The sequence below is a fragment of the Synechococcus sp. W70.1 genome (genome assembly GCF_047461515.1).
GTDB lineage: Bacteria > Cyanobacteriota > Cyanobacteriia > Thermostichales > Thermostichaceae > Thermostichus.
In genome coordinates this window covers 228,229-244,059 of sequence record NZ_JANSHH010000013.1, presented here as the reverse complement: position 1 = coordinate 244,059, position 15,831 = coordinate 228,229, and the positions used below count along the sequence as shown (strand labels likewise).

Sequence of the window (15,831 nt, the reverse complement as noted above, 5' to 3'; positions counted from 1 at the left end):
GAGTGGAGTGGTTAAGAGGAGTAGTGCTTGAGTCGGCTACGCCAATGGAGGCGCAAGGTTGGGGGACTGCTCCTGGCTACTTTGGCCCTAGGGGCCGCCCTAAGTCTGCGCCAAACGAAGGGATCCCTGCTGGTAGAGGTGTACACCTGGCTCACGGCCCCACTCCGTCCAGCCGTGAATCCCGAGGAGGTGCTCCGGCAGGCTGCTACCCGTGAGCTACAGGCCCTAGTAGCCGAGTTGCAGCACCAAAACCGCGAGCTAAGGCGGCTGCTGCAGCTTGCCGAGCAAGGGCCCCAGGTGAAGATCCCGGCAGCCGTAGTGGGCCGCAGTGCCGATCACTGGTGGCAGCAGCTTACCCTTGACCGCGGCAGCCGGCAAGGGATCAAGGTAGGGGATGTGGTGGTGGCGCCGGGAGGATTGATTGGTCGGGTTGAGGCAGTAACCCCCAACAGCAGTCGCGTGCTGCTCATTAGCGATCCCACCAGTCGAGTGGGGGTGACGCTAAGCCGCAGCCGGCAGATGGGTATCTTGCGGGGCACTGGCAGCCAGGAAGCTATTCTGGACTTTTTTGATAAAAATCCTCAGGTAGAGGTGGGCGATGTGGTGGTCACCTCGGGGCTGAGCAGCCTCTACCCCGCCGGGATTGTCGTGGGAACAGTTCGGGCAATTAACTTAGATGCTAGCCCTGCTCCCCAGGCCACTGTTGAACTGTCGGCGCCGCTAGGGTTTCTAGAATGGGCCTTGGTCTACCCCTATGCTCAACCTGCGGCTTCCCCCTCTTAAACCTCACCTCAACTGGCTGGTTACCGTCCTGTCAGGGCTGTTAGCAGCGGTGGCTCCGTGGTGGCGGGGGCCGGGCTTGGAGCTGGCGGGCTTGACCCCCGATTGGCCTTTGATTTGGGTGGTGTGCTGGAGTGTGCGGCGAAAAGCTTGGCAGGGGGCTGTTGCCGGGATCACCCTGGGGTTTCTGCAGGACGCCCTCACCAACCCCTATCCTACCCATGCTCTGGGGTTAGCCGTGGTCGGGATCCTCGCAGCCAGGTTGCAGAAACAGCGCTATATGCACGAGGACTTTATCTCCATAGCTTTGATTGTCTTTGGCATGGTGGTGATTGCCGAAACGCTGATGGCGTTGCAATGGATGTGGCTGACGGCCTTTGCCCCGGCAGGCATGGCAAGTTCCCCGCTAGGAAGCCTTGGCAGCGCCGGCCCCCGCTCCCTAGAGAGCATCTGGTGGAACCATCAACGCAATGTCCTTACCTCGGCCATTTTAAGTAGTTTGTGGGCACCGGCTCTGTACTGGCCTCTTAGCCGTTGCTGGCACTCCCAAGAGCGGGATCTGCAGTAGCTGCGGAGGGAAGAGCAAGCTAGCCCAGCACCCAGCGCTGCAGGGCAATGCCAAGGAGCAAGCCCAGGCCGCCAAAGCGCACCACCTGCCAAAAGGTTGCAGGGAGAAACACTTCCAGCAGATAGGCTTGCAGCCGTTCTTCTAGCTGGCTGACTTCCGTCTGGAGCTCAGCCCATTGGTCAGGGGAAAGCTGCGACAGGCGCTCCAGCTTGCGCAGGTCGGCTAGCCGTGCCTGTAAGATCTCAAGCCTTGCTTGCAGAGCCTCAAGCGGATCCGGGGAATCGGGAGGAGCTGTCACGGCTGGGTCTTGGCTGGAGTGAAAAATCCGGTCTGAATTTCGTTGAAGGGCTTGGCTTGGATCACCCCCGGGGGAAGGGGATCCAGCTGGAAAAGAGCCCGAATGGCGTTCTCCACTTCCGTGATGGGGCGGTTGCCGATGGAGTGGTAGACAAGCTTGCCCTGGGAGTCAAAAAGAAGGGTTTGGGGAACTCGGCCGCTATAGTACTGGCCGCGCTCATCGCCTGGCAAAAGAGAATCCACTGAGTAAGGAATGAAATAGACTGCCCGGCCATAGCGAACCTGCAAGCTGGAGAGAGTTGCCGCGTACCGTTTGCAATCGCTGCTGTCGTCGATGTAGTAGACAAGAAGGGCCGGGATCCCTTGTTCCTTTGCCTGCTTTAGGGAGACGCGCGGCGGAACCATGCCCCCATTGGAGCCGTAGAGGGCAAAGATGTTGCCGTCGTAGCGGTCGTCGTTGAGAAGAGCATGGGCAGGCGGAGACAGCCAACCCGTTAACAGGAAACAGGCAACCAGCAGGAGAAGACGGAGCTGCCGCATATTCAAGAGAGGGCCTGTCGGAAAACCCGGCAAGGGGGGACTTCCTCATTGTGCCACTTGCGCGGCGCCGCCTTGTTCCCCTGGGCTGGGATCCAGCTTGGGAGCGGTGGATGATGGCTTCCGCCCATCGTAAGGTAGCCGGCGCTATTCGTGCCCCCTAGGCATTGCCAGCAGGCTACGCAGGAGGTTAGCTTTTGGAACAGTCTCCTGGCAGAGCGACCCTAGAGATACGGCTCTGCCGAGGCCAGCCTAGATGGAAAGCTGTCCATGGGAGGGTCTTGGATCCGGTGTTGCTAGCTGTCGAAGCCGCTGCTTCCGTTGGGCCGCCAGGGGGAGACAACCTCGCTCCTGTGATCTTGGTGGCGGTGCTGCTGGCACTGGTGGTTATCTACCTGGTCAGCCGCATTGCCGGGGAAATAGCCGTCCGCTTCGGCTTTCCTCCTGTACTGGGCGAGCTAGTGGGGGGTGTCCTGGTGGGCGGTTCTGCCCTGGGGCTGCTGGTTTTTCCCGAGGGGCCGCCTTCTGCTGAGACGTTGCCTGCTTTGGCCCATGCCTCGGCTCTTATGCAACTTTTACAGGCCACCGCTGGCCTTGACGAGGGATCCCTGGTGCCGGTGTTTGCCTCCCAGGCTGAGATCATCGAGGTCCTCTCGGAAATCGGGGTCATTATCCTCCTCTTTGAAATTGGCCTCGAGTCCGATCTGGGGGAACTGTTGCGGGTTGGCCCGCAGGCGGCGGCTGTAGCCGTTATTGGGGTTGCTGTCCCCTTCGCGGCGGGAACACTGGGCCTGCTCTACCTTTTTCATGTGCCCGTCATCCCCGCCATCTTTGCGGGGGCAGCTCTGACGGCAACCAGCATTGGCATCACCGCCCGCGTCTTGGCCGAGCTGCAAAAACTCGCCTCCCCCGAAGGCCAGGTGATCCTTGGCGCCGCCGTGCTGGACGACGTGTTGGGCATTATCATCTTGGCCGTGGTGGCGAGCTTGGCCAAAACCGGCGAGGTTGATGTCGCCGATGTGGGCTTCATCCTTGTCAGCGCTGTCGTCTTTCTGGTCGGCTCTATTGTCTTGGGGCGACTCCTCAGCCCCTACTTTGTGGCTCTCCTCAGCCACCTGAAGACCCGCGGCAACCCCCTTCTGCCGGCTCTGGTGTTGGCTTTCCTGTTGGCCTACGTGGGGCAGGCCATCCACCTGGAGGCGATTCTGGGCGCCTTTGCCGCTGGCTTGATTTTGGGGGAAACGGACAAGCGCCAAGAGCTAGGAGAACAGATCAAGCCCGTTTCCGACCTGCTGGTGCCCATCTTCTTCGTCTGTGTTGGGGCCAAAACCAACCTCGCCGTCCTTAACCCCACCCTCCCTGCCAACCGGGAAGGGTTGATCATTGCCGCCTTCTTGGTTAGTGTTGCCATTTTCGGCAAGCTGGCCGCTGGCCTGGGGGCGTTTGGCAAGCCGGGCCTCAGCCGTTACGCTGTCGGCGTGGGCATGATTCCCCGCGGTGAGGTGGGCCTGGTGTTTGCTGGGGTGGGATCGGCCAGCGGTGTTCTTTCCGGCGCCCTTGACGTCAGCATCGTTGTCATGGTGATTGCCACCACCTTCGTTGCCCCCCTCTGGCTGCGGGGAGTGCTGGGGGGTGGAGAAGCAACAGCAGCCACCACGGCAGCTCCAGAGGCCCCTTCCTCTCTCCTAGAACTCCAAGCCGAGGTTACAGAGCAAGATCGCAAAGGGGCTGAGGGCACCCTAGAGCCTGTCCCTCCGGCCTCGGAACGGCTGGGTATTCCCGAGAGTTAATGGAACGGTTGCCGCTCCGCCCATAGGCGCCGCCAGATGGCCTGCACCAGCAGCCGGATAGGATTGCGCCAGCTCGGCTCCCCTTCTGCAACCTTGGCCGCTGCCTGCGCCGGCGGTGCTACTTGGACTGGGGACGGCTCGAACCGCTGCAGCGTGGTTGCCCGCCGATCCAGGACTTGGGTCTTGAGGCTGCGGAAGCTTACCTCCTGGAGGTACTGCTGCAAGTCGGCCTCAGAAGAGCGGCAAACGTAGTATTGCAGCCGCACCTGCTCTCCCAACAGAATTTGATCCCCGTCTTTGAGATCCCAGCTCAAACATCTCTGCCCGTTGACCGAGAGGCCGTTCGTGCTGCGCTTGCCCTCGATATTTCCATCCAGCAAGCGGTAGGTGTACTGCCCGTCCTTTTGCGGTAGCCGCAAGAGCAGGGCGTGTTGCCGAGAAACAGCCGCCGAATGAATGACAATGGCGTTGCTGGGATCCCTGCCAATAGAATAGGTAGCGGCACTGAGGGCCAAGGCTCGCCTTCCCTGCTCGTCGTCGATCACCAAAACGTGCCAAGTTTGGGAAACTGGGTCGGCAGGCATGGCTTGGGGTTAGCTTGGCTAGAGACGGAGAGGCCAAAGAGGGCCTTCCCTATGCCCCTATAATAGGGTAGGGCTTTTTGCCCGCGAGGAATCGTAAACACCGGTCATGACTGCACCTTCCTCCCTTCTCCAGGAGCTTCCTCCGATTTACCCTGGCGTTGCCGTGCGGGTCATCAACCCCAACGATACCTACTACCTCTTTGAGGGCCAGGTGCAGCGGGTTACCGACGACCACGCTGCTGTCCTTTTTGAAGGCGGCAACTGGGATAAGTTGGTAACCTTCCGCCTCACGGAATTGGAAGTGGTGGACAAGTCCCGCCGCTAGCTTTGCTTGGGTGTCCCGGGGACTTCCCATGCGCAGCCACTGGCAGGAACCTTTCCTCTGGATCCACGCTGCTGGGATCCTCCTTTTCCCCCTGTGGATAGGGCTAACTATTGTTGGGTTGGCTATGGGGGATCCCCTCCTGCCGGTGGGCGTGGAGCAGGCCGCAGTGGCGGTGGCAGGCATTGGGCCGGTTTTAGCCATGCAGTGGCGCAAGCCCTTCAATGTCTTCAGCCTGTGGGTGGTCGCTTTCCCTCCTGAGGACCTCTCCCCTGACCAGCGCCGCATCCTGGCTGCTTTTGTGAGCCCGGAACACAAGATCTTGACGGTGTTGGCGGCGTTCCTACTGCTAGAGGTTCTCGAGCGTCTTTACGACTTGGCACCTCTCTTTGCCCCCCTTACTCCCGGCGATGGCAGTCGGCTAGCGGGTCTAGTCATTGCTGCCTTTGGCTTTTGGGGAGCCAATGTGTTTTTGCAGATCCCTCTTGCTGTAGCGCGGGTTCTTTTCTTGAGCGATCTGGAGCTGGCCCAGATCGACCCCATCCCTGCTGAAGAGATTGAAAGCCGCTTTTCCAGCTTTGGCACTCGCCATAACCTTTTGCTGCAGCGGCTGCTGCGCCGTTTGGCCAGGGTCCCAACCCAACCCTAAAGCAGGAACGGAAACCAATCCCCAGGGCCAGCTTCCTCGGCCAAGACAGCCACACCCTAAAGCCCAGCTTTTCTTTAGCCGAGTTTTGGGGACGGATTTCTGCCCCCAAAAAAGCTGCAGCTCGATGTTAGATTAGATGGGATCCAGACCATCGGCATTCTCCCGACTTCGAGGCTACTGCACCGGCCATGGCGAGCAACTTTTCCTTCCGCTTCAGGCAATTTGCCCAACGCCTCCGAGAAACCACCCAGCTTCCTCCCTTTTTCACTGACCAAGCCACCAGCGAAACCCAAAACCTGGCCCGGGAGTTGGCCTTGGTGGGGGAATATGCCACCCAGCTCAGCCAGGTGGTGATGGAAGTGGACTTCCTCAACCAGCTCTATACCCGCCTCTTGAACGAGCGAGAAGTGCTGCAGCAGGAAAAAGAGAACTTGGAGGCGCGGGTCTTTGAGTTGCAGCAGGAGCGCAACGAGATCGAGCCCCAGGTGATGCACCTGCGCGAACAACTCAGCCAAGTTGCCTTTCAACTGGAGCAAACCCAAAACCGCGAGCGCAGCCTCAGCGAACGGGAACGACAGCTCTCGGAAATTGTTGCCCAACTGGAGCGCCGTCGAGCTGTGCTCAACCAGGCCATTGAAAACCTTACCAACCAGGAGGCCGACTACACCGTCCGCAACAAAGAGCTGGAAGCGGTGATCAAAGACAACGAGCGCAAAGCTCAGCAATACCTAGAGGCCGTCAACCACTACCGCGCATACTTGGAAGAGCTAAACGCCCAGATCCAAGAGGCCCAGGCCAAGCTGAAAAGCCTCGGGGTCGAGCCCAAACCCGCTAACCTGCCGCGGCTTGAGGATATGGAAAAGCCAACTCCCATCCCCACACCGCCGCCTTCCCCTCCAATTGGCTACCCACCGCCCCCACCTCAGCAGTCTCCTCCCACCCAGCCAGGTGGCTATTGGCAGGAGAGCCCCTTCGACGACGATCCCTGGGCCTAGCCTGCCGGCAGCCGCTTGGCAGCGGGGTCTAGCGTTCCGCTCTGAAATCCGCTCTGAAAGACTTATACAACCCCGGGCAAAATCAGACTTTCGCTTGGGGTTGAGGCTTTCTTCCTGCTTCAGCGACCCATGGCTAGTGGCACCCCTACCACCCTGCCAGAGGGATCTCCCCAGGCGTGACTTCCCCGCGAGCTGCAGGTAGTTGCTCCTTGCCCACATAAGGCACACAGGCTAAAGACGGAGCCAACTTTAGCCTAGGCAAAACGCCTACTCAAGAAGATTACCGGCTAGCCTACTAGCTCAGCCCATCTACGTCAAGGCAGAAGGTTAGTTGTGCCACAAAATGGCCAATTGTCCGGTGAATCAAGGACTAGAGGAGAACCCTCTTCTCTTGGGAAGGGGTGGGATCCAACATCACAAACAGAAACGACTCCAGCCCTGCCAGGTAGGTGAGCACCTGCTCCTGAGCCGCTTCCTGGTCTATTCGATTGGCTTGGGCTGCTTGCTCGATGAGGCTGGCCACCGCCGTTGGCCCCTGCAACAGAGATCCCAGCCAGGCCATCTGGGCCCCGGGAATGGCTAGGCGCCCGCGGCTAGCCCCTGGCCAATTCATAGCAAACTCCTGCTTTTTTTCGTGGGCCTGGGCGAAGTTGTGGCGAAATTCAGCGTTGTCCGCCAAGATGGGGTTGAGCTGTACCCTGCCTCTCAGCCAGTCTTCATCACTCCAGGGCAAGACCAGGGAAGAGCCAGGGTGCTCCGCCCAAAAGTCGATGAGGCGGTGGTTGGGGCAGATCAGCTCGTAGAGGTGGTTTTGCTCGGCAGGAGAGAGCCTGTCCAGCTTCGCCTCTAGCCAAGCCGGCAGGGCTTTGTCTTTAAACAGCAGCGCCGGATCCCAGTCGGCGTAGTCCACGAGGCAAACCAAGCCCAGCTCTGCCTCTTGGAGCATGCGCATTAGGTCTGGGATCAGAAATCCCTTGTCCCCAGGCAAGAGGTAGTTGGCCCGGATGTTGCCGTCGTCGCTGTAGATCTTGGGATCCCAGTGCAGGGCAGCCCGCAGCTCGTCGGAGGCCAGGCTGGTCATGAACTCCCGCACCCGCCGGCAGGCTTCGGGGGTGGGCAGCTCAAACAGGCCCAGCAGCCGGAACGCCTCCTGCATGCGGAAGATCACCTCCCGCTGGTAGGCGTGGTGTAGGTTGGCCCGCAGGATCCCGTTTGGCTTGAGCACTCGCTTGAGGGCCTTTAGCCCAGCCACCGGGTCGTCCAGCAAATAGAGCACATCGTTAAGGCTGATAAAGTCAAACTGCAACCCGAGCCGTTCGACCTCCAACAAGTCTAGGGCGTAGAGCTCCACCTCCCCGAACCCGTGGTAGCGCAGGCGCCGCTCGGCTGCTCGCACTGACTCTGGCGCCAGATCACAGGCCACCAGCCGCGCCCCTGGATTGGCCTCCGCCAAGAGCAAGGTCTCCCAGCCAGAGCCACAGCCAACATTGAGGATGGTGATCCCCTCGCTGGGCAGGATGGCGCGGGTACGGGCGTATTGGGCCGTCGTCCAGCTCAGGCGGTACAGGCTGTCGATGGCGTTGCGGCCTGACGTCTCGAGGGGCACGTTGGGATAGGGCAGTTCCTCGTAGAGTTGCCGCAAAGACTCAGTCGTGCTGCCAGCCATGGGATCCGCTCCTAGGAAGCTGCTTCTTATGCTACTGCCCCAGGAAGGCCGCAATAGCGCCGGCAATGGCCTCATTGCCCCCGCGATCCAGCCCCTCCGGCGCCTGGGGAGGGTGAGGGGGATCCCGCAAGAAGTCCCAGGATCCCTCGAAAAACTCCTCGGCAGAGAGGATGCGATGCCAGCCGTAGCGCCGCAATCCCTCCACCAATAGGGGCGACTCGGCAAACCCAAAGCGGTTGACACAGGCCATGGGCGTGCCACAGCGCAGTGCCTCTGCCAAGGTGCCATAGCCCGGCTTGGACACCACCCAGCGGCAGAGGGGCATCACATCCACTGGCCGCCACACTTGACCGTCTAGGACTCGCAGGTTGGGCAAGGCAGGAGCCTGCTGGTCAAAGGTGAGAAACTGCCAGTCGGGAAAATCCTCCAGCCGCCCGTAGGGCAAGCCCTGCAGCCCCAGCCCGCCAAAGGTCAACAAAACCGTGGGTCGCTCTCGCTCTAGCCCCAGGCGCTGGGCCACCTCCTCCGCCAAGTAGCGCGGATCCGACCCCGTCAGCCCTACTGCCTCTTGGCAGGGAAAGGCGCCCATGGGCTCGGCAAAGGGCAGGCGAAACAGCCGCTGGCACCGCCCGTACAGCTCGCGGATCCAGACCACAAAAGGCTGGAACTGGGGGCCATACTCTTGATAGATAAAGTCCCAGCCGAAGTTGCTCGCCATCCAGCAGGGGATCCTGGCGGCCTGGGCAATTGCTGCAGCCAGCGGCGGCACGTCCGCCAACACCAAGGGTATCCCCTGGGCGCGAATGAACTCCGCTTCTTCCTGAATCAGTGCCTCAGCCCCGGCTTTGAACGTCTTGAGGGCAGCTAACGTAGCCGGCAGATCTGCCTGCAGACCATCGGGCTGCACCACGCCTACATCCAGGGCCCGCTGTCGATGGAGAAACGGCCCCTCCACATAGCGCTCCAGGAGCCAGCGGGGGGCTGGTGTCACCCAAATGGGCAGGACATTGGGATCCCGCCGCCGCAAAGCGTTTACCACCGCCGCCAGGCGAGTGACATGCCCAAACCCATGGGCCGTTGCCGCCACATACAGAGGGACCGGCTTCACTGCCATAGCCTCAGGAAAGAACAGGCTGAGGTCTTTCCCGCCAGGAGACCCAGAGGTTGCTGGCCAAGATGAGAACTAGGCCCAGCACGGAGCCGGGAGCGATCTGCTCCCGCAACAGCACCGCAATCAGCCCCAGCGACAAGAAGGGTGTTACATAGACCCAATTGGCCAGGGATCCCCGCTCGTTCGCTAGCTCCAGCGCCCGCAACCAGAACACAAAAGTCAAGCCCATCTCCGCCAAGCCGATGTAGGCCGCCCAGCCCAGCCCTGCCATTGTCCACCTCAGCTCCTGAAACGGCAACAGTAGCAGACAGTAGCCGCTGCCGAAGAGAAATCCCATGAACAGCTTCAGCAGGGCATCCCGTCCATCCCGCACATTGAGCAGCCAGTAGAGAGCCCAAATAGCGGCGCTGCCCACTGCCAGCACCACTCCCCAGGGATCCTCCACCTGCAAGGTGCCCCAGGATCCCCCCGTGGCCACCAGCACCACCCCCAGCAGGCTTGTTCCCAAGGCCAGCAGTAGCCGCCCGCGCAGGCGCTCCCCCAACAGCGGCACCGCCAAGAGAGCCAACACCAGCGGCCAGGTGTAGTTCAAAGCCAGCGCCGCCTGGGCCGAGAGGCGATCGTAAGCCTGGAAGAGCACCCCGTAGTAGCCAAACGGGTTAAGCAGCCCCTGCAACGCCGACAGGGCAAGCTGGGATCCCTTCTGTTGGGCAACAAGATGCGCCCGCCCTGTTACCACCAGAGCCATCCCCAAGATTAGGCAGGAGCTGCCCGCCGAAAGAATCAGCAAGGCCGTCGGCGCAAGGTGTTGCAAGCCAAACTTAAAGGCGCTGGCTGCCGTGGCCCAACCCAAGATGGCTGCCGCCAGATAGGCATAGGCTCGGCGGGGATCCCTGGGCATTAGAAGCTGTCGAGATCTCGATCCTCCGGCTTCGGCTTCGCTTTGGTGGAAAGGCCCAACCGCGGTGCCACCACCCAGGCGTAGAGCAGGTAGCCCAGCCCCGCCACCACCGCCCACCTGAGAAGGGTGACGAACACCCGAAAGACTAGCCCAACCAGCAGGATACAGCCCAGGATGGCCAGAACCGGCAGCAGGGGGCGCCCCCACGTCCCAACCCAAGCCCAAAGGGCAGTTTTGCCCTGGGACGAGCTCCGCAACTTGGCAGCGGCCGCAGTTGCCTGCTCCAGTTCAAGCTCAAGCTGTTTCAGCCGTTCTTGCTCTGACATAGGGAGCAGTCTCTAGGATCCAGAGCCACCTCCATCTTACGGGCTGCTCCTCACAAAGTCGGGCAACCTAGGCCCGCGCCGAGAGGATCTCTTGGGCCATGGCGCGGAATGAATCCAAAGCTGGGCCGGGGCGACGGTTGGGACGCGGAGCCGGGATCTCGTTGGGCACAAACGGCTTCTCGACCACCACCTTAGGCTTAGCAGGCGCAGCCGTTGGGGCAGGCTTGGAGGAAGCTGCCGGCTGGGTTGAGGCCGGGCGAAAAGGCCCGGTAATGAAATCCACTAGGCCGCCGAAGAGGATGCCAAAGAAGGAAAAAAGACCACCAAACAGCTTTTTGAGAATGCCCATAGCCAATTGCGAAAAAGAGGTAAAGCTATGCAACTTAGCACTCATTATTGAGAGGAACGAGCATCTTGGCTATGGGTAAATGTTCTTAGACTCAGGGATCCCCCACCTCTCTGCCAGTGGCGTCAAAGCGCCGCAGAGGTAGGGCCAGCTCCAGCTCCTGCAGCTCCAGGGGTTCCAAGATGAACCGGCTGCGCCCCAGCTCAAAGCTATCGGCTGCTGCTGGGTTCACTCCATAGCCGATATCCGCCATGGCTCCCACCGTGAGGATGCTCAAGGGATTGGGCACGCCCCGGTCGAGACGGCTGGTCATCAGCTCGCGGCCCAAGACACTCTCCCGCCAGTGGGAATCGCGGGATCCCACCCCAAATTGGTTCTCCAGCGGCACAGAAGGGGCATTGCCTCCTAGCGTGGAGAAAGCCTCAACTGCCCGCGGGCCGATAAAGCGGGGGTCATAGCCCGGCGGCGTCGGCTGATCCCGCCCCACCAAGCCCACTGTCAGCCCCTTGGGATTCCAGACACTGGGCAAAAAGCCAAGGGCATGGCCCAGCTCATGCAGGGCGGTGATGGGCAGATCCCCCCGCTCTTCCAAAGCCGAGAGGTTTTGGCTGTTGAACACAACAACGGAGTAGAAAGGCAGGCCATTGGAGGCCCGCACAAAACAGGGAGCGGCTCCCCCTAAAATCCGCTCGTTGCCCAGGTTTCTCGCCCGCACCTCCACCAGCAGATCGTCGATGGGGAAATCAAGGGGGGTGCTGGGAAACCCCGCATCGCACTCGTCGGCCCGGATGGTGGTAGGCGGCAGATCCGGCTGATCCTCGATGATGATCTCCTGCCACCTCAAGGCCGCGCTGCGGACAATGGCTTGTTGGCTGGGAGTGAGGCTGTTGTCGGGGAAACGAACGTCAATGGTGAACTGGGGAACAGGGGCAACTGTTGGCGAAGGCAGAGTTGGAGGAGGAAGGGCTTCTAAGGAAGAGAAACCCCCTCTTCCCCCGCACGCTTTGAGGAGCAGTAGCAGCACAGCCATGAGGAATCCGAGCAGGCGCAGGCTCCAGGTTCGGCGTCCAAGTTGCCGCAGCCCTAGGAAATGCTTCGCCCTCTTCTTTTGAACAACCATAGCTGGGCTGGCCGTCAAAAAGCCTCCTAAACGCTAACATTGGCTGCAGCGCTAGGGATCCTCGGTGTACATCAGCGTCATCATTCCCACCTACAACCGCCTTCCCATCTTGCAGCAGTGTCTGCGAGCCTTGGCGCAACAGCAGCCCGGTCCCTACGACGGCTACGAGGTGGTGGTGGTAGACGACGGCTCCACCGACGGGACGGTGGAATGGCTGCAGAGCCAGCCGCCGGCCTTGCCGCCCCTGAAACTCTTGTGCCAAGAGCACCGCGGCCCTGCTGCAGCTCGCAACCTGGGGTTTCGCCACGCCCAGGGATCCATCATCGTCTTCATCGATAGCGACCTAGTGGTGGTGGATCACTTCCTGGCCGCCCATGCCCAGATGCTGCGGCGGCATGGGGTTACTGGCAATCCCAACTCGCCCCACGAAGCCAAGGTCTTCACCTACGGGCGGGTAATCAACACCTGCAACTTCCAGGATCCCCGCTCCGAGCCTTTCAAGCTCACCGACTTTTCGGCCGCTTTTTTTGCCACCGGCAATGTGGCTATTGCCCGCCACTGGCTAGAGCAGGTCTGCGAAACCCCTGCCGGCCCCTTCGACGAGCGGTTTCACCTCTATGGCTGGGAAGACCTGGAGCTGGGGGTGAGGCTCAAGCGCCTGGGTTTGCGGCTGGTCAAGTGTCCCCAGGCCACTGGCTACCACTGGCACCCCCCCTTTGAGCTGCAGCAACTTCCAGCGCTCATTGAGCGGGAGCGGCAGCGGGGCCGCATGGGCATCCTTTTCTACCAAAAACACCCCACCTGGGCGGTGCGTTTCATGATCCAGCTAACGCCCCTGCACCAAGTCCTTTGGGGCCTGCTGTCGCTGGGGGGCTGGTTGAACGAAAAGCGACTGGAACCGCTGCTGCGCTGGCTAATCCAGAAGGGACAATCCCAACTGGCCCTAGAGCTGTGTCGGATTTTCTTTCTCAACTGGTATAACGTGCAAGCAGTTTATGCCGCTTACAGGGAAATAAAGGCGCGAAACAGCGGCACCCACTTGGCCTGAGCCACCAAGAGCGTTGGGTAGGTCAGCTGGCCATAGTCCTTGCCCACCCTCAAAGGCTGGCCGGGATCCGGGTCAGCCGGGCCCAGAGGCTCCCACACTGCGCCAGCTCCTTTCGCAATAGCCCACACTGCCGCCACATCCCAGATCTTAGGCGAGCGCTCCACCGCGCCCAAAAGGCTGCCGCTAGCCACCAAGAGCAAGTTGTAGGCAGCTCCCCCTAGCATGCGCGCCTTGCAGGGAAATTCCGGGCTAATCCAATGGCCGCTGCGGGAGCAAAAATTAAACAGTTGGTTGGGGCCAGGTGGAGCGGTGCTGGGGCGGATGGGTTGAGGACAAGCAGGATGCTGGTCGTGGCGGGTGAGGAAAGCCCCTGCTGGGGCATCCCCGGGAAACTGGGGCCAATAGCCGTAAAAAGTCTGGCGGATAGGTGGCAAATGGACACAGCCAAACACAGGCAGGCCCCAGTGCAGCAACGCCAGCGAGCTGCCCCAGATGGGGATCCCGTGGGCAAAATTGGTGGTGCCATCGAGGGGATCCACCACCCAGCACCACTCTGTCTCGGGGAAGATGTGGTTTGACTCCTCGCTCAAGTAGCCGTGATCCGGATAAGCAGCGGCAATGGCCTCCTGAAAGGCCCGATCGGCCCACTTGTCGGAAGAGGTTACTAAGCTGCCATCCGCCTTCTCCATGGAGCGTGCCTGGCCAAAGTCGGCTAGAAGCTGAGAGCCCACCCGGGCTGTCAGCTGGAGGGCAAACTCGGTGACCTCGCGCCAAAAGGAGGAAAGCTCCATGCTCTAATCCTAGCGGCAGCCTAAGTAGCCCAGGATCAGCCAGATCCTCTCTTCCCCGACCGCCTTCAGCTCCAAGCCGACTAGAATCGCTGACAGGTCTGCCACAGCCGGCCTTCCTCCTCCATGAACCCGCAACTGATTGGACAACTGATTGGCAACCGCTACCGGCTGATCCGACCCATCAGTGAGGGGGGGTATGGCCAGGTGTTCGAGGCAGTGGATACCCAGCTTGGCAACGAGGTGGTAGCTGTCAAGTTGCTGCGCCCGCCGCCGCCGGACATGGGGCCGGAGTACTACCAGCAACTGCAGCAGCGTTTCCTGGACGAGGCAAGGGTAAGTGCTTTGCTGGGGGAGCACCCCAACATTGTGCAGGTACGCTCCTACGGCCTGTACCAAAACCAGCCCTACCTGGTGATGGAGTACCTAAACGCCAAGCCCTACACGGGCCAAGGTTTGGACTCCGTGCTGGCGCAAGAGGGCCCTCTGCCTCCTGAGCGGGTGGTGAACTTGGCCTTGCAAATTTGCTCAGCCTTGCACCATGCCCACAACTTCCACATGGATCTAGGCAAACACTCCATTCGCGGCGTTATCCACCGCGACATCAAGCCGAGCAATATCTTCGTGCAAAAGGGTCCTGACGGCAAGGAGCGGGTCAAAATCCTCGACTTCGGCATTTCCAAGCTCATGGGAGAAGCCTCTCGCCGCTTGACGCAGACGGGCTATTTTCTGGGCACGATGGTCTACGCCTCCCCGGAGCAAATGCGAGGAGAAAAACTAGATGCCCGCTCCGACATCTACTCCCTGGGGGTGGTGCTGTACGAGTTACTCACTGGCAAGCTTCCCTTCGAGCCCGACACCGATACCTTGCAGGGCTGGTACCACGTCCATAACTTTCAGCAGCCCCGTCCCCTGCGAGACCATCCCCTGCCTCACCCTATCCCCGAGGCGCTGGAAAAGGTGGTGCTGCGTTGTTTGGAGAAAGACCCTGCCCTTCGCCCCGCCACTATGGAAGAGCTGGCTCAAGAGCTCCAGGCTGTCTATTCTCCGCGGCATATCCCCGCGGGCTTTGGCGGGCAAGGGACTCCACAGGCTCCCTCCAGCTCGGAGGCAGATGAGAAAAAGCTGCAGCAAGCCGTGCATTGGATCGAGGCAGGCGAGTACAAGAAGGCCGTCCGCCTCCTCAGCGAGCTGATCCAGAAAACTCCCAACGACGCCCGCTACTATCTCTACCGCGGCCTGGCTCACCAACGGCAAGGCCATTGGGGTCTTGCCCAGATGGACTACCAAGGGGTGCTGCGGCTGGAACCGGGCAATCCCTTTGCAGAACAGGGGCTACGCGAGGTCGAGCAGCAGGTGGGTTCTGACCACAGACCTACCCTGTTTCCTACAGCTACACCTCGGCGGGGCAGAAGGTTGGCCTGGGCTTGGCTTTTGGCCAATGGGGCAGCAGCTGGCGGCGGCTACCTAGGGTTAGCGGCTTTGGCTCCGCTGCTGGTTCCTTTCGGATCCCTCCAAGGGGCGGTGGTTGGGGCTGGTCTTGGCCTGATGACGGGGCTACTGCAGTGGGCAGTGCTGCGGCGGCAGGTCTCTTGGCGGTGGGTGGCGGCTACGCTGCTGGCTACAGCTGTGGGTTGGCTGGCAACAGATCTCCTAGCTCCTCAGGTGGAGGGGGTGATCCCTGTCTTGGATCCGAACGATCCCTGGATCCAGAGGATCCTCCCAGCGATGGCTAGCCCCCTACGCGGCTTGCTGGTGGGTCTTGGCGTCGGTGGGCTGCAAGGGATCCTACTCGCTCGACAGGGGAAAGTTGCCTGGGCCTGGCTCTTAGCAGCAGGGGCAGAAGGGGGAGGAGCGGCTTTGCTCATGGGCTTGCTGTTGGCTAGCTCTGCTGGGAGCCCCTGGTTGCTGCTCCTTGCAGGTCTTTTGGCCTCTACCCGTCCCCTTAGCGCTCTTGTGCTTTTGTATTGGTGCCGCAGGTAGTAAAGACTCCAAAACAGCAA

Annotated in this window: 18 protein-coding genes; 8 read left to right on the top strand and 10 right to left on the bottom strand. The window is 60.9% G+C overall.

Annotation, left to right across the window (positions count from 1 at the left end):
• Positions 1–27: 27 nt before the first annotated feature.
• Entirely contained in the window at positions 28–783 is a 756-nt protein-coding gene (mreC, locus tag NW808_RS03240; protein ID WP_414409706.1) for a rod shape-determining protein MreC, read from the top strand.
• Positions 755–1,348, top strand: coding sequence for a rod shape-determining protein MreD (mreD, locus tag NW808_RS03235; RefSeq protein WP_414420264.1), 594 nt, complete (start codon positions 755–757; stop codon positions 1,346–1,348). Before mreC ends, mreD begins: the two co-directional genes overlap by 29 nt.
• A 19-nt stretch (positions 1,349–1,367) precedes the next feature.
• Here the strand turns inward: mreD and NW808_RS03230 are convergent, their stop codons facing one another.
• On the bottom strand, positions 1,368–1,646 hold the full coding sequence (locus NW808_RS03230) for a hypothetical protein (protein WP_414420263.1): 279 nt from the start codon (positions 1,644–1,646) through the stop codon (positions 1,368–1,370).
• Entirely contained in the window at positions 1,643–2,185 is a 543-nt protein-coding gene (locus NW808_RS03225) for a thylakoid membrane photosystem I accumulation factor (RefSeq protein ID WP_414420262.1), read from the bottom strand. Before NW808_RS03225 ends, NW808_RS03230 begins: the two co-directional genes overlap by 4 nt.
• Positions 2,186–2,472: 287 nt before the next feature.
• On the opposite strand from NW808_RS03225, the gene NW808_RS03220 reads away from it, so the two are divergent.
• Positions 2,473–3,972 (top strand): cation:proton antiporter, encoded by a 1,500-nt coding sequence (locus NW808_RS03220; RefSeq protein WP_414420354.1) that lies wholly within the window; start codon positions 2,473–2,475, stop codon positions 3,970–3,972.
• On the opposite strand, the gene NW808_RS03215 is transcribed toward NW808_RS03220, so the two are convergent.
• Positions 3,969–4,556: an FHA domain-containing protein gene (locus tag NW808_RS03215; protein WP_414420261.1), complete on the bottom strand. Its 588-nt coding sequence runs from the start codon at positions 4,554–4,556 to the stop codon at positions 3,969–3,971. The genes NW808_RS03220 and NW808_RS03215 overlap by 4 nt on opposite strands.
• 106 nt (positions 4,557–4,662) lie before the next feature.
• On the opposite strand from NW808_RS03215, the gene NW808_RS03210 reads away from it, so the two are divergent.
• The 3 genes from NW808_RS03210 to NW808_RS03200 all read left to right on the top strand — a co-directional run bounded on the left by NW808_RS03210 (position 4,663) and on the right by NW808_RS03200 (position 6,522).
• On the top strand, positions 4,663–4,881 hold the full coding sequence (locus NW808_RS03210) for an NAD(P)H dehydrogenase subunit NdhS (protein WP_414393193.1): 219 nt from the start codon (positions 4,663–4,665) through the stop codon (positions 4,879–4,881).
• A gap of 28 nt (positions 4,882–4,909) precedes the next feature.
• Positions 4,910–5,527: a low-complexity tail membrane protein gene (locus NW808_RS03205; protein ID WP_414420260.1), complete on the top strand. Its 618-nt coding sequence runs from the start codon at positions 4,910–4,912 to the stop codon at positions 5,525–5,527.
• 188 nt (positions 5,528–5,715) lie between these two features.
• On the top strand, positions 5,716–6,522 hold the full coding sequence (locus NW808_RS03200; RefSeq protein ID WP_414393190.1) for a hypothetical protein: 807 nt from the start codon (positions 5,716–5,718) through the stop codon (positions 6,520–6,522).
• Positions 6,523–6,892: 370 nt separating this feature from the next.
• Here the strand turns inward: NW808_RS03200 and NW808_RS03195 are convergent, their stop codons facing one another.
• The 6 genes from NW808_RS03195 to NW808_RS03170 all read right to left on the bottom strand — a co-directional run bounded on the left by NW808_RS03195 (position 6,893) and on the right by NW808_RS03170 (position 11,902).
• Positions 6,893–8,188, bottom strand: coding sequence for a class I SAM-dependent methyltransferase (locus NW808_RS03195; RefSeq protein WP_414420259.1), 1,296 nt, complete (start codon positions 8,186–8,188; stop codon positions 6,893–6,895).
• Between the two features lie 31 nt (positions 8,189–8,219).
• A complete protein-coding gene (locus NW808_RS03190; protein ID WP_414420258.1) occupies positions 8,220–9,302 on the bottom strand; it encodes a glycosyl transferase in 1,083 nt (360 codons plus the stop codon).
• A gap of 4 nt (positions 9,303–9,306) precedes the next feature.
• A complete protein-coding gene (locus NW808_RS03185; protein ID WP_414420257.1) occupies positions 9,307–10,200 on the bottom strand; it encodes a DMT family transporter in 894 nt (297 codons plus the stop codon).
• Entirely contained in the window at positions 10,200–10,526 is a 327-nt protein-coding gene (locus NW808_RS03180; RefSeq protein WP_414420256.1) for a hypothetical protein, read from the bottom strand. Before NW808_RS03180 ends, NW808_RS03185 begins: the two co-directional genes overlap by 1 nt.
• A gap of 67 nt (positions 10,527–10,593) precedes the next feature.
• A complete protein-coding gene (locus tag NW808_RS03175) occupies positions 10,594–10,920 on the bottom strand; it encodes a hypothetical protein (protein WP_414411028.1) in 327 nt (108 codons plus the stop codon).
• Positions 10,921–10,966: 46 nt separating this feature from the next.
• Positions 10,967–11,902 (bottom strand): leishmanolysin-related zinc metalloendopeptidase, encoded by a 936-nt coding sequence (locus NW808_RS03170; protein WP_414420255.1) that lies wholly within the window; start codon positions 11,900–11,902, stop codon positions 10,967–10,969.
• Positions 11,903–12,056: 154 nt separating this feature from the next.
• Between NW808_RS03170 and NW808_RS03165 the strand changes: the two genes are divergently transcribed.
• A complete protein-coding gene (locus NW808_RS03165) occupies positions 12,057–13,040 on the top strand; it encodes a glycosyltransferase family 2 protein (protein ID WP_414420254.1) in 984 nt (327 codons plus the stop codon).
• On the opposite strand, the gene NW808_RS03160 is transcribed toward NW808_RS03165, so the two are convergent.
• On the bottom strand, positions 12,995–13,831 hold the full coding sequence (locus NW808_RS03160) for an inositol monophosphatase family protein (RefSeq protein WP_414420253.1): 837 nt from the start codon (positions 13,829–13,831) through the stop codon (positions 12,995–12,997). The two genes, NW808_RS03165 and NW808_RS03160, sit on opposite strands and share 46 nt — an antisense overlap.
• Positions 13,832–13,954: 123 nt before the next feature.
• Here NW808_RS03160 and NW808_RS03155 point away from each other — a divergent pair, with 123 nt between their 5' ends.
• Positions 13,955–15,811: a protein kinase domain-containing protein gene (locus NW808_RS03155; RefSeq protein ID WP_414420252.1), complete on the top strand. Its 1,857-nt coding sequence runs from the start codon at positions 13,955–13,957 to the stop codon at positions 15,809–15,811.
• Positions 15,812–15,831 lie beyond the last annotated feature (20 nt).

Bases quoted from the DNA above. Each gene is read 5' to 3' on its own strand.
- mreD (WP_414420264.1), top strand. From the start codon at position 755: ATGCTCAACCTGCGGCTTCCCCCTCTTAAACCTCACCTCAACTGGCTG.
- NW808_RS03225 (WP_414420262.1), bottom strand. From the start codon at position 2,185: ATGCGGCAGCTCCGTCTTCTCCTGCTGGTTGCCTGTTTCCTGTTAACG.
- NW808_RS03215 (WP_414420261.1), bottom strand. From the start codon at position 4,556: ATGCCTGCCGACCCAGTTTCCCAAACTTGGCACGTTTTGGTGATCGAC.
- NW808_RS03210 (WP_414393193.1), top strand. From the start codon at position 4,663: ATGACTGCACCTTCCTCCCTTCTCCAGGAGCTTCCTCCGATTTACCCT.
- NW808_RS03205 (WP_414420260.1), top strand. From the start codon at position 4,910: ATGCGCAGCCACTGGCAGGAACCTTTCCTCTGGATCCACGCTGCTGGG.
- NW808_RS03200 (WP_414393190.1), top strand. From the start codon at position 5,716: ATGGCGAGCAACTTTTCCTTCCGCTTCAGGCAATTTGCCCAACGCCTC.
- NW808_RS03195 (WP_414420259.1), bottom strand. From the start codon at position 8,188: ATGGCTGGCAGCACGACTGAGTCTTTGCGGCAACTCTACGAGGAACTG.
- NW808_RS03190 (WP_414420258.1), bottom strand. From the start codon at position 9,302: ATGGCAGTGAAGCCGGTCCCTCTGTATGTGGCGGCAACGGCCCATGGG.
- NW808_RS03185 (WP_414420257.1), bottom strand. From the start codon at position 10,200: ATGCCCAGGGATCCCCGCCGAGCCTATGCCTATCTGGCGGCAGCCATC.
- NW808_RS03180 (WP_414420256.1), bottom strand. From the start codon at position 10,526: ATGTCAGAGCAAGAACGGCTGAAACAGCTTGAGCTTGAACTGGAGCAG.
- NW808_RS03175 (WP_414411028.1), bottom strand. From the start codon at position 10,920: ATGAGTGCTAAGTTGCATAGCTTTACCTCTTTTTCGCAATTGGCTATG.
- NW808_RS03170 (WP_414420255.1), bottom strand. From the start codon at position 11,902: ATGGCTGTGCTGCTACTGCTCCTCAAAGCGTGCGGGGGAAGAGGGGGT.
- NW808_RS03160 (WP_414420253.1), bottom strand. From the start codon at position 13,831: ATGGAGCTTTCCTCCTTTTGGCGCGAGGTCACCGAGTTTGCCCTCCAG.
- NW808_RS03155 (WP_414420252.1), top strand. From the start codon at position 13,955: ATGAACCCGCAACTGATTGGACAACTGATTGGCAACCGCTACCGGCTG.